The organism is Pseudomonas fluorescens, from assembly GCF_040448305.1.
Lineage (GTDB): Bacteria > Pseudomonadota > Gammaproteobacteria > Pseudomonadales > Pseudomonadaceae > Aquipseudomonas > Aquipseudomonas fluorescens_BH.
In genome coordinates, this window is sequence record NZ_CP148752.1 from 1091593 (window position 1) to 1111352 (window position 19760).

The window sequence follows — 19760 nt, forward strand, 5'->3', positions numbered from 1 at the left end:
AGCTCGCTCGCGATGGACTCAGGAGCGCCGCGTTCAACCTGTGGGCACGCATTATCGTTGACGACCATCGCGAGCAAGCTCGCTCCTACAGGAGCTTAGGCATTATCCGGCAAGGCGGGAGGGTGGGCCAGACATGAAAATCCCACAGTCGCGCCAGGCACGACTGTGGGATCGATTTGCCGCAGACCTTACTTGATGCGCTGGCCCGGCTTGGCGCCGCTGTCAGGGCTGAGCAGGTAGATCTCTTCACCGCCAGGGCCGGCCGCCATCACCATGCCTTCGGAGATGCCGAACTTCATTTTCCGTGGCTTGAGGTTGGCAATCATCATGGTCAGGCGACCATCGAGCTTGGACGGGTCCGGATAAGCGCTCTTGATCCCGGAGAACACGTTGCGTTGCTCGTCACCGATGTCCAGGGTCAGGCGCAGCAGCTTGTCGGCGCCTTCCACGTGTTCGGCCTTGACGATCAGGGCGACACGCAGGTCGACGGCGGCAAAGGTGTCGAACTCGATTTCCGGCGACAGCGGATCCTTGGCCAGTTCGCCATTGCCGGCAGGTGCGGCTGCGCCGGTGTCGGTCTGGCTGGCGGTCAGGTCTTCTTTCGAGGCGTCGGTCATGGCTTGCACCTTGACCGGGTCGATACGGGTCATCAACGGCTTGAACTCGTTCAACTGGTGGTTGCTGAGCAAGGTCGCGTGGTCGTTCCAGGTCAGCGGCGCGACGTTCAGGAACGCCTCGGCGTCAGCGGCCAGCAGCGGCAGCACCGGTTTGAGGAAAATCACCAGTTGGCGGAACAGGTTGACGCCAGTGGCGCAGATAGCCTGGACTTCATCCTGCTTGCCTTCCTGTTTGTTCAGCGACCACGGTGCCTTGTCGGCGATCCAGGCGTTGGCGCGGTCCGCCAGGCCCATGATCTCGCGCATGGCGCGGGCGAAGTCGCGGGCTTCATAGGCGTCGGCAATGCCTGGCGCGGCGGCCAGGAAGGCTTCGGTCAGCTCAGGCGCGGCGTTGGTGTCGACCATCACACCGGCATTGCCCTTGTTGATGAAGCCGGCGCAACGACTGGCGATGTTGACGACCTTGCCCACCAGGTCGGAGTTGACCTTCTGCACGAAGTCTTCGAGGTTCAGGTCGAGGTCGTCGACGCCGCGGCCCAGCTTGGCCGCGTAGTAGTAACGCAGGTATTCCGGCGACAGGTGGTCCAGGTAAGTGCGGGCCTTGATGAAGGTGCCACGGGACTTGGACATTTTCTGGCCGTTGACGGTCAGGTAGCCGTGCACGTTGATCCCGGTCGGCTTGCGGTAGCCGGCGCCTTCGAGCATGGCTGGCCAGAACAGGGCGTGGAAGTTGACGATGTCCTTGCCGATGAAGTGGTACAGCTCGGCGGTGGAGTCCTTGCCCCAGAACGCGTCGAAGTCCAGCTCCGGCGTGCGGTTGCACAGGTTCTTGAAGCTGGCCATGTAGCCGATCGGTGCATCCAGCCAGACGTAGAAGTATTTGCCCGGCTCGTCGGGGATTTCAAAACCGAAGTACGGCGCATCGCGGGAGATGTCCCACTGTTGCAGGCCGGCATCCAGCCATTCGGCGATCTTGTTGGCCACGGCGTCTTGCAGGGTGCCGCTGCGGGTCCAGGTTTGCAGCATTTGCTGGAAGTCTGGCAGCTTGAAGAAGAAGTGCTGGGAATCCTTGAGCACCGGGGTGGCGCCGGAGATTGCCGACTTCGGATCCTTCAGGTCGGTCGGTGCGTAGGTCGCGCCGCATTTTTCGCAGTTGTCGCCGTACTGGTCTTCGGTGCCGCATTTCGGGCAGGTGCCCTTGATGAAGCGGTCGGCCAGGAACATTTTCTTTTCCGGGTCGAAATACTGGGTGATCGAGCGCGTGGCGATGTGCCCGGCGTCACGCAGTTTCAGGTAGATCTGGCTTGACAGCTCACGGTTTTCTTCGGCGTGAGTGGAGTGGAAGTTGTCGAAGTCCACCAGGAACTCGGCAAAGTCGGCGCTGTGTTCAGCCTGGACATTGGCGATCAGTTGTTCCGGGGTGATGCCTTCCTTTTCCGCGCGCAGCATGATCGCCGAACCGTGGGCGTCGTCGGCGCAGACATAAATGCATTGATTGCCGCGGTGCTTCTGGAAGCGCACCCACATATCGGTCTGGATGTATTCCAGCATATGGCCAAGGTGGATCGAACCATTGGCATAGGGCAGGGCGCTGGTGACGAGGATCTTGCGTGGCTCGGACATGGGGCTCGGCTACTTGATGAAACGGAGGTCGGCCACTATAAAGCGCCGGCGCATATTTTTCACCCTGTGAGCCTGTTTCATTGGATGAGTAACAGGTGAAGGTTCAACATCCCGCCGAACGCTTAGAACAGGTACGATACCCATCATCTTTTCCAGTCCTGTTTTCGGAGTTGCCCATGAGCGCCGTCAATCGCGCAGCGGTGGAAGCCGTCCTTCGCCAATACACCGACCCTTACCTGAACCAGGACCCGGTCAGCGCCGGGTGCGTGCGCAACATCGAGATCCAGGGCGAGCGTGTCAGCGTTCAGCTTGAACTGGGTTACGCCGCCGGGCTGTTCAAGAGTGGCTGGGCGCAGATGCTGGAAATGGCCATTCAGGGGCTGGATGGCGTGGCAAGTGCCAAGGTCGAAATCACCAGTGTGATCGCTGCGCACAAGGCTCAGGCGCAGATTCCGGGCCTGGCGAACGTGAAAAACGTGGTGGCCGTGGCGTCCGGCAAGGGCGGCGTGGGCAAATCCACCACGGCGGCCAACCTGGCCCTGGCCCTGGCCCGCGAGGGCGCCAAGGTCGGGATTCTCGATGCGGACATCTACGGCCCGAGCCAGGGCATCATGTTCGGCATCCCCGAGCGCACCCGCCCCGAGGTCAAGGATCAGAAGTGGTTTGTACCGCTCAAGTCCCACGGCGTCGAAGTGATGTCCATGGCCTTCCTCACCGATGACAACACGCCGATGGTCTGGCGCGGGCCGATGGTCTCCGGCGCCTTGCTGCAACTGGTGACCCAAACCGCTTGGGGCGACCTGGATTACCTGGTCATCGACATGCCGCCAGGCACCGGTGACATCCAGCTGACCCTGGCGCAGAAAGTGCCAGTGGCCGGTGCGGTCATCGTGACCACCCCGCAGGACCTGGCATTGCTGGACGCGCGCAAGGGTGTGGAAATGTTCCGCAAGGTCAACATTCCGGTGCTGGGCGTGGTGGAAAACATGGCCGTGCACATCTGCTCCAACTGCGGACATGCCGAGCATCTGTTCGGTGAAGGCGGAGGCGTGAAGCTGGCCAACCAGTATGGCGTCGAGCTGCTGGCTTCGCTGCCGCTGGCGATGGCCATCCGCGAACAGGCCGATGGCGGAAAACCAACTGTGATCGCCGAGCCGGACAGCCCGATTGCCCTGGTTTACCAGGAACTGGCCCGTCACGTTGGCGCGCGGATCGTATTGCAGGAAGCGTTGACGCCGGCGATGCCGAATATCAGCGTCAGCGACGACTAATAAGCTGAAATACGAATCCCTGTAGGAGCGAGCCTGCTCGCGATGGTGTATCAGTCGACACCGCGGTGCCTGACACACCTTCGCGAGCAGGCTCGCTCCTACAGTTGTTTTGTGGGGGCTTTAAATCCGCAACCCGCCATCCATCTCCAGAATCCGACCGGTGTAGTAGTCGTTCTCAAAGATGTAAGCCGCCGAATGGGCGATTTCTTCAGGCCTGCCCATGCGCTTGAGCGGGATCCCGGCGGTCATCTTCTCCAGCGCTTCAGGCTTCATGCCCAGGGTCATTTCGGTTTCGATGAAGCCCGGTGCAATGCCTGCGACGCGAATGCCGTAGCGCGCCAGTTCCTTGGCCCAGGTCACGGTCGCCGCAGCAACACCGGCCTTGGCGGCGGAGTAGTTGGTCTGACCGACGTTGCCGGCGCGGGAAATCGACGAGATATTGATGATTGCGCCGCTGTTGTTCAGCTCGACCATTTTCGCCGCGACTTCACGGGTGCACAGGAACACGCCGGTCAGGTTGACGTCGATGACGGCCTGCCACTGGGCCAGGCTCATCTTGGTCATTTCTCCATCCTTGACCTTGAGCAACAGCCCGTCACGCAGGATCCCGGCATTGTTGATCAAGCCATGGATCGCGCCGAAGTCTTCAGCGACCTGGGCAACCATGTGGGTCACTTGCTCTTCGTTGGCCACGTTGCACAGGTAGGCGCGGGCCTCGACACCCTGGGCCTTGCAGGCCGCGACGGCGTCGTCGAGTTTTTCCTGGTTCAGGTCCACCAGCGCCAGCTTCGCGCCCAGGCCTGCGAAATACTCGGCCATGGAGCGGCCTAAACCCTGGCAACCGCCAGTGATAATGATTACTTTGTCAGTGAGTTGCATTCGCATGCCCCGGTAGCAGGTCTGAGTGGTTTCCTTTAGAGAGCCTCTCGATCTGCGCCTGACCTGGCTTGGCTGCACATGAGAACTGCCCCGATGGCGTGCTGGGACTTTCCACCAGCAGCTCGTCCGTTTTTCTGACGGATTCTATATAAGGAGTCATAAATTGAGCGTTGAGGCGGCTAAGCATGCACGAGAATTGCTCCTCAAGGAATACCGTGGGGTGCTCTCGACGCACTCCAAATCGATGCCCGGTTTTCCGTTCGGCTCCGTGGTTCCGTACTGCCTGGACGAGCTGGGCCGGCCGCTGATCCTGATCAGCCGCATCGCCCAGCACACTCATAATCTGCAAAAAGACCCTAAATGCTCGCTCTTTGTCGGCGAACGTGGCGCCGAAGATGTTCAAGCCGTTGGTCGACTGACTTACCTGGCTGAGGCGCAGCAGCTCGAAGACGAAGCCGCCATTGACGCTGCTTCCGAGCGTTACTATCGCTACTTCCCGGAGTCGCAGGGTTATCACCGGGCCCACGATTTCGATTTCTGGGTGCTTGAGCCTGTACGCCACCGTTACATCGGCGGTTTTGGCGCGATTCATTGGGTCAACGACCTGACCCTGGCCAACCCGTTCGCCGGCAAGGCCGAAGTGAGCATGGTCGAGCACATGAACGCCGATCACGCCAAGGCCATCGCTCATTACGTCGATCTGGCCGGGCTGCCGAAAAACGTGCCGGCGCAAATGGTCGGTATCGATACCGAAGGCATGCACCTGCGTATCGGTCAAAGCCTGTACTGGTTGCCGTTTCAAGTGCCTTGTAATACGCCGACACAAGTCCGCGAAGCCTTGGTTTCTCTGGCTCACGCCGAGCATTGGCCGAAAAATGAAGTGGCCGACGCTTGAATTCACGAAACGGTGACGTCATCTAAGGTGAACTGGCAAGGCATTCTTGCGTTGAGGAACCATTTGATGCGCCCTTTTTTGTTGCTCTTTCTGCTGTTCCCGGTGTTGGAGCTGTTCGTATTCGTCAAGGTGGCAGGGTCCATCGGGTTTTTCCCGGCCTTGCTGCTGATCATTCTCGGCTCGATGTTCGGCGTGTTCGTGCTGCGCATCGCCGGCCTGGCCACGGCCCTGCGTGCCCGTGAAAGCCTGAGCCGCGGCGAACTGCCGGCCCAGACCATGCTCGAAGGCCTGATGCTGGCATTGGCCGGTGGCCTGCTGATTCTTCCGGGTTTCATCAGCGATGTGATCGGTCTGTTCATGCTGCTGCCGTTCAGTCGTCGTCTGTTGGCCAATAAAATGCGCCAGCGCGCCGAAGAGCAGGCGATGCGTCAGCGAGCGTTCGCCGATGACCTCCAGGCCCGTGGCGGCCCGGCACCTCGCGAGCCGCTGGGCCGCGAGCCCAACGTGATCGAAGGCGAGTTCGAACACCGCGATACCAAGTAACACACACATCGACACGGCACCTTCGGGTGCCGTGTTCGTTTGCGGGGCAGCGAACTGAAAATTTTTCGATCCCAGCCCTTGTAATAAGCTTATGCGCCCTTATGTAACGGTCACCGCAAGGTTTCTGGCGATCACGCCAGACAGACTTCCGCGGTTCGCTTGACGAACCGCAACCGGCACCGCCGGCCTTTGTTAAACCCGCCGGGACTACACCGGCCGATGAAAACCACAATTAGGAGAGATCGACAATGAAGCTTCGTCCTCTGCATGACCGCGTCGTCATCCGTCGCAGCGAAGAAGAAAAGAAAACCGCTGGCGGTATCGTCCTGCCAGGTTCGGCTGCTGAAAAAGCCAACAGCGGCGAAATCCTCGCTGTAGGCCCAGGCAAAGCACTGGAAAGCGGTGAAGTGCGTGCACTGTCCGTGAAAGTGGGCGACAAGGTTGTGTTCGGTCCTTACTCCGGCAGCAACACTGTGAAAATCGACGGCGAAGACCTGCTGGTAATGAGCGAGAACGAAATCCTCGCTGTTATCGAAGGCTGATTTCCCGCTCATTTTCCCGCTACTACAAAGTATTTAAGGAATATCGATCATGGCTGCTAAAGAAGTTCTGTTTGGCGATTCCGCCCGCAAGAAAATGCTCAAAGGCGTCAACGTCCTGGCTGACGCGGTAAAAGCGACCCTGGGCCCGAAAGGCCGTAACGTGATCATCGAGAAGAGCTTCGGCGCTCCGACCATCACCAAGGACGGCGTTTCCGTCGCCAAAGAAATCGAACTCGAAGACCGTTTCGAAAACATGGGCGCGCAGCTGGTCAAAGACGTTGCCTCCCGTGCCAACGATGACGCTGGTGACGGTACTACCACCGCTACCGTTCTGGCTCAGTCGATCGTCAACGAAGGCCTGAAAGCCGTCGCTGCCGGCATGAACCCGATGGATCTGAAGCGCGGCATCGACAAGGCGACCATCGCCATCGTCAAAGAGCTGAAAAACCTGTCCAAGCCATGCGCTGACACCAAGGCAATCGCTCAGGTAGGTACCATCTCTGCCAACTCCGACAACTCCATCGGCGACATCATTGCCGAAGCCATGGAAAAAGTCGGTAAAGAAGGCGTGATCACCGTTGAAGAAGGCACTGGCCTGGAAAACGAACTGTCGGTTGTAGAAGGCATGCAGTTCGACCGTGGCTACCTGTCCCCGTACTTCGTCAACAAGCCGGAAACCATGGTTGCCGAGCTGGACAACCCGCTGGTTCTGCTGGTCGACAAAAAGATCTCGAACATCCGCGAAATGCTGCCAGTGCTGGAAGCCGTTGCCAAAGCCGGCCGTCCACTGCTGATCGTTTCCGAAGACGTTGAAGGCGAAGCCCTGGCGACTCTGGTCGTGAACAACATGCGTGGCATCGTTAAAGTCGCAGCCGTCAAGGCTCCAGGCTTCGGCGACCGCCGCAAGGCCATGCTGCAGGACATCGCCGTTCTGACCGGCGGTACCGTTATCTCCGAAGAGATCGGCCTGAGCCTGGAAGCAGCCACCCTGGAAAACCTGGGCAGCGCCAAGCGCGTGACCATCTCCAAGGAAAACACCATCATCGTTGACGGTGCTGGCGTAGCAGGCGACATCGAGTCCCGCATTGCTCAGATCCGTGCTCAGGTTGCCGAAACTTCCTCGGACTACGACCGTGAAAAACTGCAAGAGCGTCTGGCCAAGCTGTCCGGCGGCGTTGCAGTGATCAAGGTTGGCGCTGGTTCCGAAGTAGAAATGAAAGAGAAGAAAGCCCGCGTTGAAGACGCCCTGCACGCAACCCGTGCAGCCGTTGAAGAAGGCGTGGTACCTGGCGGTGGCGTTGCGCTGATCCGCGCTCTGGAAGCAATCCTCGACCTGAAAGGCGACAACGCCGACCAGGACGTGGGTATCGCCGTTCTGCGTCGTGCCATCGAAGCACCGCTGCGTCAGATCGCTGCCAACAGCGGTGACGAGCCAAGCGTTGTGGTCAACGAAGTCAAGAACGGCAAAGGTAACTTCGGTTACAACGCTGCGACTGGCGAGTACGGCGACATGATCGAAATGGGCATCCTGGACCCAACCAAGGTCACCCGTTCCGCGCTGCAAGCTGCATCGTCGATCGGCGGTCTGATCCTGACCACCGAAGCCGCTGTTGCTGATGCACCGAAGAAAGACGGCGGTGCTGGCGGCGGTATGCCAGACATGGGCGGTATGGGCGGCATGGGCGGCATGATGTAAGCCAGCCTTACCCCTGTATGAAAAAACCCCGCCTGCGAAAACAGGCGGGGTTTTTTATTGCCCGGACTTTGATGGACACATCAATCCCGGGTAGGAGCGAGCCTGCTCGCGATAGCGGTTTTACTGTCAACGAACCTGTTGACTGACACTCCGTCATCGCGAGCAGGCTCGCTCCTACAGGGAACTGCGAAATCCTGTGGGAGATTCTATGTTTGGGGGGAACCCCCAAGCGAGCCTGCTCGCGATGGGGCCGGATCAGACGCCGATAGGTTCAGCATTAGCCTCAGTTTCAGACTTCACAGCCGGCCGATACAGAATCCAGTAATACGACCCCAAACAGATCAGCCAGCAAAACACCGCCGTCCACAGGTTGTGCGAGAAGAAGTGCGCGCCCTGCATCATCCGCCCGATGGAGAACGCCGACCCGAGGGCAAAGGCGAAGACAAACGCTGCGCGAGCCATGCGCGGGCGACGGTCACGCAGTACGAAAAACAGGGCAAACAGGGTGAAACCGGTGGCCGCATGGCCGCCGGGCCAGCAACGCCCCGGTTTTTCGGTGTGCGGGCGAGGGCTCAACAGTTCGCTGTAGGTCTCGTGACCACCGAATTGCTCGAGGCTCCATGGGCATTGCACCGCGGTCACTGCTTTCATGGGCGTGACAAAGGAAGTCGCCAGGCCCAGGGACAACACCAGACAGCCCAGTTCGCGCTTGAGCGGTTTGAGCCTGGCCATGAAGAGCGAAGCGATGAAGCCGAGGATGGCAAACACCGAGAAGGCAATGACCACTTGCTTGGCGCGATCGTGCAGGATGTCCTCGAGGAAGTAACTGTGGCGCCCGATGAATTCCCCGGCGACCGGGTCGTAAAACAGCTTGGCCAGGTCCATGTCCAGACTGGTCAATTCGAGCAATACCAGAATGATCGCAGCTACGGCGGGGACTCCAAGGCACATCCGGAAATTGAGCGGACGAGGGGCAGGGCGGGCAAGGGTCGAAACCATGCTAGTTCCTTGATCAGTGAAATGTTCTCAAATGCGCAGCCGCGCAGAGTTTGAACCCGATTCTGTCGCCAGCGTGTGAATCGCTGGTGAAAAACTCGTTAAGGCTGTAACCGGTCAATTTCCACGCTTTTGCGCTTCACTCAGTCCTAGCCGTGAGCTGGACTTCGCCTTAAGCTGCGCGGGCCACGACGGCCGTTACTGTGGACGGAGAGATACCCATGCGAATTCTATTGGTTGAAGACAACCGCGATATCCTGGCCAACCTGGCCGATTACCTGGGGCTCAAAGGCTATACCGTGGACTGCGCTCAGGATGGTCTGTCTGGTCTGCATCTGGCGGCCACCGAGCACTACGATTTGATCGTGCTCGATATCATGCTGCCGGGCATCGATGGCTACACCCTGTGCAAACGCCTGCGCGAGGATGCCCGTCGCGAAACGCCGGTGATCATGCTCACGGCCCGCGATCAACTGGATGATCGTCTGCAAGGCTTCAAGTCCGGCGCCGATGACTACCTGATCAAACCGTTCGCCCTGTCGGAACTGGCAGCGCGTATCGAAGCGGTCATGCGCCGAACCCAGGGCGGCGGGCGGCGGACCTTGCAGGTCGGCGACCTGAGCTACGACCTCGACACACTGGAAGTCACTCGCGAAGGCCGGTTGCTGAAACTCAATCCGGTCGGCCTGAAGTTGCTGGCCGTGCTAATGCAGAAAAGCCCTCATGTGTTGCGCCGTGAAATTCTTGAAGAAGCGCTCTGGGGTGATGACTGCCCGGACAGCGACAGCCTGCGCAGCCATGTCCACCAACTGCGCCAGGTGATCGACAAGCCGTTCGCCAAGCCATTGCTGCAAACCGTGCACGGTGTGGGGTATCGCCTGGCCGAGGGCCGTGATGGAGTTTAAGCAGAGCCTTGCTCAACGCATCATCATTGCCTTTGCGCTGATGAGCGCACTGGTGGCGGGTGCCTTTGCCATGGGCATCGTGGCGACCGTGCACCTGGTGGAGGAAAAACTGATTTCGGCCGGTCTGGGCGGCGATTTACAGCGTCTGTTGCTGATGGACAATGTCACGGACTGGAGCCATCGCCCCGAACCGGACCAATTGTTCTACTTCAGCAACGGGCCAGGCGATTTCAGGTTGCCCAAGGATTTGCGGCACCTGGAGCCGGGTTTCCACGAAGTGTTCCGTGAAAACCTGTCGTACCACGCCATGGTCGAAATCGTCGACGGCCGACGTTACGTGCTGTTGCAGGATCAGAGCGACTTTGAAGAGCGTGAGCGGGTGCTGTTTGCCGTGGTGCTGGTGGGTTTCGTGCTGAGCCTGGCACTGGCGGTGTTTCTCGGCTGGGTGCTGGCACGCAAGGTCATGGCGCCGGTGGTGCGGCTGGCCCGCCAGGTACGCCATCGCGATCAGCTGTTGGGTTTGGCCCCCCCCTTGGCGCCGGACTATGCCGCCGACGAAGTGGGCGAACTGGCCGTGGCCTTCGACGCGACCCTCGGGCGCTTGCGTCAGGCCCTGACCCGCGAGCGGTTATTCACCAGCGACGTCAGTCACGAATTGCGTACACCCCTGATGATCCTGGCCAGTTCCTGCGAGTTGTTGCTGGAAAACCCCGGTCTCGATCAGCGCGGTCGCGCCCAGGTCGAGCGCATCGCCCGGGCGTGTGAAGAAATGCGTGAGCTGGTGCAAACCTTCCTGATGCTGGCCCGCGCCCAGCGCGAAAACGCCAGCATGTCGCCGCAGCAGTCCCTGGGCCAGGTAGCCGAGGGCCAGGTCTCTCTGTGGCGCGAGCCCATTGAAAGCAAAGGGTTAAAGCTGATTTTCGAGCCGGGCAACCCCGAGGCCAATGGCTACAATGCCACGCTCTTGCACGCGGTGATGGGTAACTTGCTGCGCAACGCCGTGCATTACACCGAACGGGGCTTCATCCGCCTGAGCCTGACGGGCACGGGATTTCTGGTCGAAGACAGCGGTGTGGGCATTCCCGAGGAAAAACGCGAGGCGATGTTCGAACCCTTCGTTCGGGGCACTGAAAAACGCGGGGAAGGCTTGGGCCTGGGGCTTTCACTGGTGCAGCGGATCTGTGAAAACCAGGGCTGGAATGTCAGCCTGACTACGATGGAACCCAGTGGCTGCCGTTTTCAGGTGGAGCTGTCCCGAGCTTGATCTGTTGAGTCAGGCGTCCAGCAAAACCTGTCAATTCCGTAAAGCCCTGTAATACTTCCGGGTTTCCCATAACGATATTTTCACAAATGGATGACCAGTCACCGACACCACGAAACCTAAGGTAGTTGCTATCAGAAGTTCAGGAGACCTGATGATGGGCGGCCCGATCAAACTCGATTTTTCCGAAAAGTACGACGATCAACACGCACAACGCTATTTGCGCAAACACCAGGAAGGTCTCGGCCGTCGATTGTCCCATTGGCGTGACGAACAACTGGCGCGCAAGGCGCTGGCTCTGGTTGGCGAGCCTGGTCTGGTCCTTGATTTGCCGTGCGGTGCAGGGCGTTTCTGGCCCTTGTTGGCGGAAAAATCCAACCGCGTGATCATCGGTGCCGATAACTCGCAGTCGATGCTGAAGATCGCAATCCAGGCGCAACCTGTCGAGGTGGTGAAACGGGTACAACCCTTGCACACGTCTGCATTCGACATCGCCTTGCCGGACAACGCCGTCGACAGCATTTTTTGCATGCGCTTGCTCCACCACATCGGTGAAGCCGAGCATCGCATGGCTATTTTGCGTGAATTCGAGCGCGTTTGCCGTGACAGCGTGATCCTTTCGCTGTGGGTCGATGGCAATTTCAAGGCCTGGAAACGCAAGCGTTCGGAGAAAACCCGTGGGCAGGAAGGTTACCAAAACCGGTTTGTGTTACCGGCCGCTACCGTAGAGAAGGAATTTGAGCAGGCGGGTTTCCGCATCCAGGAACAACTGGACTTTTTACCGCTCTATGCCATGTGGCGAGTTTACGTATTACGCAAGAGGTAACAGGATGGCAGTGCAGTATGCAGCAGAAACGGAAGTCGCTCCCCAGGACCGCTTCGATTACTTTTGGAATCAGCGCGGTGAATGGGTGGAAGAACCCAACGTCCGTCGCGGCGGGGAAAGCGGCGTTCAACGCCTGATGGGCAGTGATGGTCAGCTGCTTTACGTCAAGCGCCAGACCGGGCATATCCATCGTAGCTTGCAGCACCCTTTCGGGCGGCCTACGGTTATGCGCGAGCATGCTGCGTTCATCGGTGTGACCGAGCTTGGCGTACGGGTTCCGCAAATCGTTTTCTGTGGCGCACAGCGCGATCCTGTACATAAGTGGCGTGCCTTGCTGGTCACCAAGTCACTCGACGGCTTCGAGGAAATCGATCGCTGGTACGCCGGCGGCGGTCGCGAGCGTCATGGTGAAGCCATAAACGAACGAGTGCTCAAGGACCTGGCTGAAAACCTGGCTCGCATGCACAAGGGCCGCTGGCAGCACGGTTGCCTTTACGACAAGCACGTATTTGTTCGCGTGACCGGTGAGGGCGAGACGGCCAAGGTCGAAGTGGCCCTGATCGATCTGGAGAAATGCCGAAAGCGTTTGACGGCCAATCGCGCAGCTGTCCATGACTTGAAGCAGTTGCGTCGCCACTCGTCGTTCAGCGACGCAGACTGGAAAAAGCTCATCTATTTTTATGAGACGGCGTTTGGCAGCGCTATCAAGGTTTTATAGCGATGAAACTCGAAATTGCACGAGGTCTGTTTCTGGTAGGAGCCTTGGCAGTTGCATCGATCGCGATGGCAACCTGGGAGCAACCACGCCCCCAGGTTCTCAGCTCGATAAGCGCAGAAGAACATTGTCCATTACCACGGGTTGCAAAGGCATCCGTGGCCACCCGACCCGATCATGACTTATTGTTGTTCATGTTCGGTCTTTCTCAGGGATTGAGGCCGCAGAGTTGAACCGATTGAAGCCAAAATGAAAGGCCTCGCTGATGCGAGGCCTTTTTTTTTCCGTGATCCAGGTTTCAACGCTGACCTGTGTGGGAGCGGGCTTGCTCGCGAAAGCGGTGTGTCAGGCAACATCCTTGTTGAATGTTGAGCCGCATTCGCGAGCAAGCCCGCTCCCACAAGGTTATGGGTGTTCTTGAGGTTTATCCGGTTTAGCCAGAAGCGTGTAGACGCAAGGCAACACAAACAGGGTGAACAACGTCCCGATCGACATGCCCGTTGCGATGACCGTACCGATGTCGAACCGGCTGACCGCGCCAGCACCGGTGGCGATGATCAATGGCACCATGCCGAACACCATTGCCGCGGTGGTCATCAAGACCGGACGCAAGCGGATGGCCGCCGCTTCCTCCACCGCTTCCCGCGCTGTCAGGCCCTTGTCCTTGCGTAGCTGGTTGGCGAACTCGACGATCAGAATGCCGTGCTTGCTGATCAGCCCGATCAACGTCACCAGCCCAACCTGGGTATAGATGTTCATGCTCGACCAGCCCAGGAACAGCGGAATCAATGCGCCGCAGATAGACAACGGCACGGTGACCAGGATCACCAGCGGGTCGCGGAAGCTTTCGAACTGGGCCGCCAGCACAAGGAAAATGATCGCCAGTGCCAGGGCAAAGGTGACCCACAGGGCACTGCCTTCCTGAACGTACTGCCTCGATGCGCCTGCGTAGTCGAAGGCAAAGCCGGCGGGTGCCTCTTCCCGGGCGATCTGGCGCACGAGGTCGATGGCTTCCCCCATGCTCACCAGCGGCACGCCGGACAGGATGGCCGAGTTGAGTTGCTGGAACTGGTTCAGCTGTCGCGGTCGAGCGCGGTCGGTGACGGTGATCAGGGTCGACAACGCCAACAGTTCGCCCTTGGTGTTTTTCACGTAGTAATTGTTCAGCCAGTCCGGATTGTCGCGGAACGGCCGCTCGACCTGGGCAATGACCTTGTAGCTGCGACCTTCAATGGTGAATCGGTTGATCTCGCCTTCACCCAGCAGGGTCGCCAGGGTTCCCCCCAGATCCTGCATGGAAACCCCCATCTGCGCGGCTTTGGCGCGGTCGATATCCACCACCACTTCCGGCTTGTCGAAGGCCAGGTCAACGTGGACAAACGCGAACTTGCCGGATTCCTTCGCACGTTTTTTTACCCGGTCGACCACCTGCAGCAGCAATTCGTAATCGTTGGCGGAGTTGATGACGAACTGGAACGGCACGCCTTCGCCGGTGCCCGGCAGTGACGGCAGGTTGAAGCCGAAAATCTGCAGCCCCGGGATCTTTTCCAGTTTGGCCTGCACCTCGGGCAGGATCGCCATTTGCGTGCGACTGCGATCGTCCCATGGCTTGAGCAGGAAACCGCCGATGCCCGATTGCACGCCGTTGAAACCGTTGATCTGGAATGACGAGTAGTACTCGGGAAACGCCTTGAAGATCGAGACGAACTCGTCGGTGTAGGTGTTCAGGTAGTCGAGGTTGGTCGGTTGCGGGGCGTTGGCTATCATGAAAATGATGCCCTGGTCCTCATCCGGCGCCAGTTCCGATTTGGTGAAACTGAGAAGGACCGGAATAAGGCACAACACGATCACGGCGAACACCAGCACCACCGGCCGGGTGTTGAGGGTGCCATGAAGCAGGCTCTGGTAGCGGCGCTTGAGGCTTTCGAAAATCATGTCCAGGCGATGGGCCAGGCCACTGGGATTCTCGTCGTGACGCAGCAGAAACGCGCACATCATTGGCGACAGGGTCAGGGCAACGATGCCGGAAATCACCACCGCGCCAGCCAGGGTCAGGGCGAACTCCTTGAACAGCGCCCCGGTCAGGCCGGTCAGGAAACCGATCGGTGCGTACACCGCCGCCAGGGTGATGGTCATCGAAACCACCGGCATGGCGATTTCCCGTGCGCCCTCAATGGCAGCCTCGAGCGGTGTCTTGCCTTCCTCGATGTGACGGTGAATGTTTTCCACCACCACGATGGCGTCATCCACCACCAGGCCGATGGCCAATACCATCGCCAGCAGGGTGAGCAGGTTGATCGAGTACCCCATCATCTGCATGAAGAACATCACGCCGATCATCGACAGGGGGATGGTCACCACCGGGATCACCACCGAGCGCAGGGCACCAAGGAACAGGAACACCACCACGATCACGATCAGCACCGCTTCGAACAGGGTTTTCACCACTTCGTCGATCGAGGCCTGGATGAACAGGGTGGCGTCGTAGGCGATTTCACCTTTCAGGTTCGGCGGTAGCTGGGCCTCCAGGTCCGGCATGATCTTGCGCACTTCCTTGATCACTTCCAGCGGGTTGGCGCCGGGCGTCCCCTTGATGCCGATGTACACCGAAGGGGTGCCACCGAACGAGCTGATGGTGTCGTAGTTTTCCGCCCCCATTTCCACACGCGCCACATCGCGCAGCAGCACACGGCTGTCGCCATCGACCTTGAGCGGAATCGCCCCGAAGGCTTCGGCGGACTTGAGTTCGGTATTGGCGTTGATGCTGGTGACCACGTATTCGCCCTTCACCTCGCCGGCGGCAGAGAGGAAGTTGTACTGGCGCACCGCGTTGGTCACATCGCTGGCACTGAGGCCGAAACCCGCCAGCTTCATCGGGTCCAGCCACAAGCGCATGGCAAAGACCTGGTTACCGAGGATCTCGGCTTCGGCCATGCCGGGCAAGGTCGCCAGTTTCGGCTGGATCACCCGCGACAAGTAATCGGTAATCTGCGGGTTGCTCAATTCCTTGCTGAAGAAGCTCATGTACATCAGCACTGACGCATCGGCAGATTCTTTGCTCAGCACCGGGTCTTCAGCGTCCTGGGGCAGCTGGCTCTTGACCTCGTTGGCCTTGGCCAGCAGTTCGGTAAACAGACGGTCGCTGTTGGCGCCGACGCGCGCGTAGATCGAGATCACCGAGAAGTTCTGGCGACTGACCGAGGTCATGTAGTCGATGCCCTCGGCGCTGGCCAGGCTTTGCTGCATCGGCTGGGTGATATAGCCCTGGATGGTCTCGGCGTTGGCCCCGGGGTAGGCGGTCGTCACCGTGATCAGGGCGTTTTCCATTTGCGGGTACTGGCGCAGCGGCAGCTTGCTCCAGGCCTGGAAGCCCAGGAGCACGATCAACAGGCTGACCACCGTAGCGAGAACCGGACGGCGGATGAACGGGTCGGTAAAAGCCATGGGGATTCCTTGATCAGTCCGCGCGTGGCGGGCTGTTCTGCCCGGCCAGGGTCTTGTCGTCGCTGATGGCAACGCGTGAGCCGTTATCCAGTTTGAGCTGACCGGCGGTTACCACTTTCTCGCCGCTCTGCACGCCTTTGGTGATCATCACTTGCCCATCGCGGCGTTCGCCGGTCTCGACAAAACGCCGTTCGGCGATCAGCACCGGTTGGCCCTTGTCGTCCTTTACCAGGCTGCCATCCTCGGCCTTCTTTGGTACGGCCACATACACCGAGTTGCCGTAGAGCGTGTAGGTAATAGCGCTTTCCGGCACCACGATGCGCGGCTGCGGGTCGGGCAGGAGCACCTGGAGGCTGGCGAACATGCCTGGGATCAACTTGCCATCGGGGTTGGCGAGGGTGGCGCGGACCTGCACGTTACGGGTGCTGTTCTCGACTTTAGGGTTGATTGCACTGATGGTGCCGGGGTACTCCCGGGTCGGATACGCCGCGACAATGACCCGCACTGGCTGGCCGAGCGCAATCTTCGGCACCGACTGCTCGGGCACGAAAAAGTCGACATACAGGCTACTGAGGTCTTGCAGGGTGGCGATCATGGTGCCACTGGCCACATAGTCGCCGACGTCCACCTGACGAATGCCGATGGTGCCGCTGAAGGGCGCGACGATGCTTTTTTTGCCGAGCGCAGCCTTGAGTTGATTGACCGTGGCCTTGCTCTTTTTCAGCACCGCCGAAAGTCGGTCGAACTCGCCTTTGGAAATGGCCTGGCTGCCGACCAGTTGGCTGCCGCGACCGTAATCGAGCTGTGCCAGCCCGAGGTCGGCCTGAGCAGTTTCCAGCAGGGCACTTTCCACGGCGCTGTCGAGGCGCAGGAGTGGTTGACCGGCCTTGACCTTTTGCCCTGACTCGAACTGCAAATCGATGACGGTACCATCGGTCTCCAGGCTCAGGTCCACGCCCTGCAATGCCTTGAGCGTGCCAACGGTAGGCAGGCGGGCTTGCCATGGGCGCTCGGTGGCGGTGGCCACGGCAACGCTGACGGCCGGTCTGGGCACAGAGAAGCCTTGAACCATCGTGTAGATCGAGAAGGCTTTGTACGCGGCCAGGACCAGCACAATCAGTAGAACAACACCCAACATGATCAGCATGCGGCGACGCAGCATATCCAGTTCCTTGGAGAAAATCAGGTGAGACAGTGGGGGCACATTACCGGGAGTGTAGAGGGTAATCCAACTGCTGTTTTTACAGGTTGCGAGGTATTAGAGAGGTGAAAGCCTGAAAAGATTCGCCGCCTCGGGTCGCGCCTGCGGGGTGTACGTCATCCCGATGCAGGCGCGGCCCAAAGCGGCGACTTTTTCAATGATTCAGGCCATCAGATGCAGATGGTTGTCCCAGAGCCCTGCGGGTAGCTCCAGCGGTTTTGCAACAAGGTTTGTCTGGCGGCAGTCGTAGTAGCGGCAGCGTCCCTGGCCCGAGGTCACGACAAAACCATCGGCCACGGCGCCGACCCCGGCGCAATCGGGCAGTGGCGCGTCCAGGCGTACTTCACCGCTGTCCAGGTCCCAGATGAAAAAACGGTTGCCCCGCGGTGCGGTCAACGCCACCAGGCGCAGGTCGCTGTGTACCGCGACGCTGGCGGTGTAGTGCCCCATGGCCTGCAACTGGTGCTCGGGCACCGGGAACGCGACGAAGGGCTGACCGGGTCGCTTGATCGCCAGCAACTCCGACGACTCGTGGGCCGCGCCCATGAACTGCTGGCTGGCGACGATGGTGCCGTCGCTGGCGATGGCCAGATGGCGCACGCTGTTCATCTGTTGGGCGAGGGTTTCCTTGCTCAGCAGGGTGCCGTCGCGGTGCATCAGGACCAGGCTCGGTTCCATGGCGTTGAGGTTCATCTCCACCCGGCTTTCGGCCTCGGTGCGAATCCCGCCGTTGGCCACCACCAGGGTTTCGCCATCGGGCATCCACGACACCTGGTGCGGACCGAGGCCGTGGGTGGAAATCTCACCGCTGTGCACCAGCCGTTCGCCTTCGAACTTATACACGCCGAGCAGGCCGCGACCCGGATCGGTGGTGTCGTTTTCGGTGGCGTACAGCCAATCGCCGCTGTGGTGAATGACCGCGTGTCCGTAGAAGTGCCGGTTCGGCTGTGACACCACGGTTTGCAGGAGCGCGCCGTCGCGCAGGTCGATCAGGTAGCTCTCGGTACCCGGACGGCGAGCGACGAACAGCGCAATCGGCAGTGTCGGGTGGTTGACGATGTCGTGGCAACGCTGGCCGACCCGGGTGGCGAACACCTGGGTGCCATCGAGCCGATAACCGACGGCGTAATGCTGGCCGTCGGTATCGTCCCGCGCCGAAAGCAATAACGGACTCCTGTCCTTTTGCTTGAACAGCGTCCAGCCGCCCAGCGTCACTGCACCCAGCAGCAAACTACCTAATGTCAGAACCTGGCGTCGCAGCATGGAACTGGCCCTCATCAGTCACCGTCGTTGGCGTTGAAGCCCAGCTGGATGCCCAGTGCCTTGGCCAGATCAGCCTCGTGCAGGCGATGGACGACGTTGAGGCTGTCATACAGCTCGTTGAGTTGCTGGCGGCCGGCATCGTCATTGAGCATGTCGGTCAGCGAGCGCTGGTTGCCAGCAAACAGTTTCAGCGAGGCGGCATAGGCCGCATCGATCTTGTCGGCCAACGGCTTCTGCTCGCTCGGCAACAGGCTGCGCAGGCCTTTGTTATCCACACCTTCCCAGACTGTCCTGGCGGCCGCGAGGCTGGCTTCGAGGCTGGTCAGGGACGCCTGGCTGCGCCATGCATCGGCCTGGAACGGTTGCGGCACGCCCTTGCTCTGGCGGCCCATTGGCGTGCCGAGTTTTTTCTTCAGGGTGTCGATGGCGGTGACTTGCACGCGTAGCAGATCGGCGATCGCTTCGTGGGAGTCCGCATAGCGCTGGTTCGGGAATTTGCTCATTTGCGCGAGCATGCCGTCGGTGTTGTTCCAGGTTTGCAGAATCTCTTCGGCCAATTGCTTCTGGCGTTCGCCGATGGCGATCAGCAGCGGGCAGTATTTGCTCTTCTGCTCAGCGTTGGCCACGTCAGGCTTGCTGTCGAACAGAATGTATTCGTAGGCCGAGAGGCCCTGTACCACAACGCTGGACTTGGCCAGGGCGGCGGCATCGATTTGCGGCTGGGCGGTGACCAGTTGCTCGACCTGACGGCCGACCAGGTTTTTCTTGTCCGGCCAGAACTGCACTTGCCACGAACGGTTGCCTTCGGCCAGCGGCCCGATCAGCAATGGTTGCAGCTCGGCCCAGGCTTTTTGCGCATGCAGGAAGTCGGCACGGGCAGTTTCCAGGTTTTCCTTGCCTTCGCAGTAGGCGAGGGCGCTGACCGCTAATTGACGATCGGCTTCAACCCAGCGGGTGTAGGTCGGCAGGATCACCGACTTGGCAATGGCCGCCGACGTGACCGCTTGCGGGTCCTGGGGCGAGCAGGCGCCCAAGGCAAGTGCGACAAGGCTGGTGAACAACAGTTTGGGACGGAACATGTCG

17 protein-coding genes are annotated in these 19760 nt (G+C 59.9%); 10 read left to right on the plus strand and 7 right to left on the minus strand.

Translation table 11 applies throughout. The features are described from left to right. Window positions 1–188: 188 nt before the first annotated feature. Window positions 189–2240 (minus strand): methionine--tRNA ligase, encoded by a 2052-nt coding sequence (metG, locus tag WHX55_RS04900; protein ID WP_150728301.1) that lies wholly within the window; start codon window positions 2238–2240, stop codon window positions 189–191. A 176-nt stretch (window positions 2241–2416) separates the two neighbouring features. Here metG and apbC point away from each other — a divergent pair, with 176 nt between their 5' ends. Then, window positions 2417–3511 carry an iron-sulfur cluster carrier protein ApbC gene (apbC, locus tag WHX55_RS04905; RefSeq protein ID WP_353742153.1) on the plus strand — a complete coding sequence of 365 codons (1095 nt, stop codon included), beginning with the start codon at window positions 2417–2419 and terminating at the stop codon, window positions 3509–3511. Between the two features lie 120 nt (window positions 3512–3631). On the opposite strand, the gene WHX55_RS04910 is transcribed toward apbC, so the two are convergent. Further along, window positions 3632–4390, minus strand: a complete 759-nt coding sequence (locus tag WHX55_RS04910; protein WP_150728303.1) for an SDR family oxidoreductase — start codon at window positions 4388–4390, stop codon at window positions 3632–3634. Window positions 4391–4553: 163 nt separating this feature from the next. Between WHX55_RS04910 and WHX55_RS04915 the strand changes: the two genes are divergently transcribed. The 4 genes from WHX55_RS04915 to groL all read left to right on the plus strand — a co-directional run bounded on the left by WHX55_RS04915 (window position 4554) and on the right by groL (window position 8066). Then, window positions 4554–5285, plus strand: coding sequence for a HugZ family protein (locus WHX55_RS04915; protein WP_353742154.1), 732 nt, complete (start codon window positions 4554–4556; stop codon window positions 5283–5285). Window positions 5286–5351: 66 nt separating this feature from the next. Next, window positions 5352–5828 carry an FxsA family protein gene (locus WHX55_RS04920; protein ID WP_008053539.1) on the plus strand — a complete coding sequence of 159 codons (477 nt, stop codon included), beginning with the start codon at window positions 5352–5354 and terminating at the stop codon, window positions 5826–5828. 248 nt (window positions 5829–6076) lie between these two features. Further along, window positions 6077–6370 carry a co-chaperone GroES gene (locus tag WHX55_RS04925; RefSeq protein WP_056726128.1) on the plus strand — a complete coding sequence of 98 codons (294 nt, stop codon included), beginning with the start codon at window positions 6077–6079 and terminating at the stop codon, window positions 6368–6370. 49 nt (window positions 6371–6419) lie between these two features. Further along, the gene (gene groL / locus WHX55_RS04930) at window positions 6420–8066 is read left to right on the plus strand and encodes a chaperonin GroEL (protein WP_150728305.1); all 1647 of its coding nucleotides are present in this window, start codon (window positions 6420–6422) and stop codon (window positions 8064–8066) included. A 255-nt stretch (window positions 8067–8321) separates the two neighbouring features. Here the strand turns inward: groL and WHX55_RS04935 are convergent, their stop codons facing one another. Beyond that, a complete protein-coding gene (locus WHX55_RS04935; protein WP_353742155.1) occupies window positions 8322–9065 on the minus strand; it encodes a phosphatase PAP2 family protein in 744 nt (247 codons plus the stop codon). Between the two features lie 218 nt (window positions 9066–9283). Between WHX55_RS04935 and colR the strand changes: the two genes are divergently transcribed. The 5 genes from colR (at window position 9284) to WHX55_RS04960 (ending at window position 13002) form a co-directional block, all read left to right on the plus strand. After that, window positions 9284–9967: a two-component system response regulator ColR gene (colR, locus tag WHX55_RS04940; protein ID WP_007985839.1), complete on the plus strand. Its 684-nt coding sequence runs from the start codon at window positions 9284–9286 to the stop codon at window positions 9965–9967. Then, complete coding sequence (locus tag WHX55_RS04945; RefSeq protein WP_150728308.1) at window positions 9957–11231, plus strand: HAMP domain-containing sensor histidine kinase; 1275 nt, start codon at window positions 9957–9959, stop codon at window positions 11229–11231. The genes colR and WHX55_RS04945 overlap by 11 nt, the downstream gene beginning before the upstream one ends. 154 nt (window positions 11232–11385) lie before the next feature. Then, window positions 11386–12054, plus strand: coding sequence for a class I SAM-dependent methyltransferase (locus tag WHX55_RS04950; RefSeq protein ID WP_353743021.1), 669 nt, complete (start codon window positions 11386–11388; stop codon window positions 12052–12054). 4 nt (window positions 12055–12058) lie between these two features. Next, complete coding sequence (locus WHX55_RS04955) at window positions 12059–12772, plus strand: lipopolysaccharide kinase InaA family protein (protein WP_353742156.1); 714 nt, start codon at window positions 12059–12061, stop codon at window positions 12770–12772. Window positions 12773–12774: 2 nt separating this feature from the next. Beyond that, window positions 12775–13002: a hypothetical protein gene (locus WHX55_RS04960; protein WP_015096670.1), complete on the plus strand. Its 228-nt coding sequence runs from the start codon at window positions 12775–12777 to the stop codon at window positions 13000–13002. A gap of 172 nt (window positions 13003–13174) precedes the next feature. Here WHX55_RS04960 and WHX55_RS04965 read toward each other — a convergent pair whose 3' ends face one another. The 4 genes from WHX55_RS04965 to WHX55_RS04980 form a co-directional block, all read right to left on the minus strand. Next, on the minus strand, window positions 13175–16213 hold the full coding sequence (locus tag WHX55_RS04965; RefSeq protein WP_150754844.1) for a multidrug efflux RND transporter permease subunit: 3039 nt from the start codon (window positions 16211–16213) through the stop codon (window positions 13175–13177). Window positions 16214–16226: 13 nt separating this feature from the next. After that, a complete protein-coding gene (locus WHX55_RS04970) occupies window positions 16227–17375 on the minus strand; it encodes an efflux RND transporter periplasmic adaptor subunit (protein WP_150728311.1) in 1149 nt (382 codons plus the stop codon). Between the two features lie 201 nt (window positions 17376–17576). Further along, window positions 17577–18677, minus strand: a complete 1101-nt coding sequence (locus WHX55_RS04975) for a DUF1513 domain-containing protein (protein ID WP_150754843.1) — start codon at window positions 18675–18677, stop codon at window positions 17577–17579. Window positions 18678–18691: 14 nt separating this feature from the next. Next, window positions 18692–19756, minus strand: a complete 1065-nt coding sequence (locus tag WHX55_RS04980) for an imelysin family protein (RefSeq protein ID WP_150754842.1) — start codon at window positions 19754–19756, stop codon at window positions 18692–18694. Between the last annotated feature and the right edge of the window lie 4 nt (window positions 19757–19760).

Excerpts from the sequence above, each read along its gene's own strand:
- WHX55_RS04945 (WP_150728308.1), top strand. The coding sequence starts at position 9,957 with ATGGAGTTTAAGCAGAGCCTTGCTCAACGCATCATCATTGCCTTTGCG.
- apbC (WP_353742153.1), top strand. The coding sequence starts at position 2,417 with ATGAGCGCCGTCAATCGCGCAGCGGTGGAAGCCGTCCTTCGCCAATAC.
- WHX55_RS04925 (WP_056726128.1), top strand. The coding sequence starts at position 6,077 with ATGAAGCTTCGTCCTCTGCATGACCGCGTCGTCATCCGTCGCAGCGAA.
- WHX55_RS04910 (WP_150728303.1), bottom strand. The coding sequence starts at position 4,390 with ATGCAACTCACTGACAAAGTAATCATTATCACTGGCGGTTGCCAGGGT.
- WHX55_RS04960 (WP_015096670.1), top strand. The coding sequence starts at position 12,775 with ATGAAACTCGAAATTGCACGAGGTCTGTTTCTGGTAGGAGCCTTGGCA.
- WHX55_RS04965 (WP_150754844.1), bottom strand. The coding sequence starts at position 16,213 with ATGGCTTTTACCGACCCGTTCATCCGCCGTCCGGTTCTCGCTACGGTG.
- metG (WP_150728301.1), bottom strand. The coding sequence starts at position 2,240 with ATGTCCGAGCCACGCAAGATCCTCGTCACCAGCGCCCTGCCCTATGCC.
- colR (WP_007985839.1), top strand. The coding sequence starts at position 9,284 with ATGCGAATTCTATTGGTTGAAGACAACCGCGATATCCTGGCCAACCTG.
- WHX55_RS04935 (WP_353742155.1), bottom strand. The coding sequence starts at position 9,065 with ATGGTTTCGACCCTTGCCCGCCCTGCCCCTCGTCCGCTCAATTTCCGG.
- WHX55_RS04955 (WP_353742156.1), top strand. The coding sequence starts at position 12,059 with ATGGCAGTGCAGTATGCAGCAGAAACGGAAGTCGCTCCCCAGGACCGC.
- WHX55_RS04970 (WP_150728311.1), bottom strand. The coding sequence starts at position 17,375 with ATGCTGCGTCGCCGCATGCTGATCATGTTGGGTGTTGTTCTACTGATT.
- WHX55_RS04975 (WP_150754843.1), bottom strand. The coding sequence starts at position 18,677 with ATGCTGCGACGCCAGGTTCTGACATTAGGTAGTTTGCTGCTGGGTGCA.
- WHX55_RS04980 (WP_150754842.1), bottom strand. The coding sequence starts at position 19,756 with ATGTTCCGTCCCAAACTGTTGTTCACCAGCCTTGTCGCACTTGCCTTG.
- groL (WP_150728305.1), top strand. The coding sequence starts at position 6,420 with ATGGCTGCTAAAGAAGTTCTGTTTGGCGATTCCGCCCGCAAGAAAATG.
- WHX55_RS04920 (WP_008053539.1), top strand. The coding sequence starts at position 5,352 with ATGCGCCCTTTTTTGTTGCTCTTTCTGCTGTTCCCGGTGTTGGAGCTG.
- WHX55_RS04950 (WP_353743021.1), top strand. The coding sequence starts at position 11,386 with ATGGGCGGCCCGATCAAACTCGATTTTTCCGAAAAGTACGACGATCAA.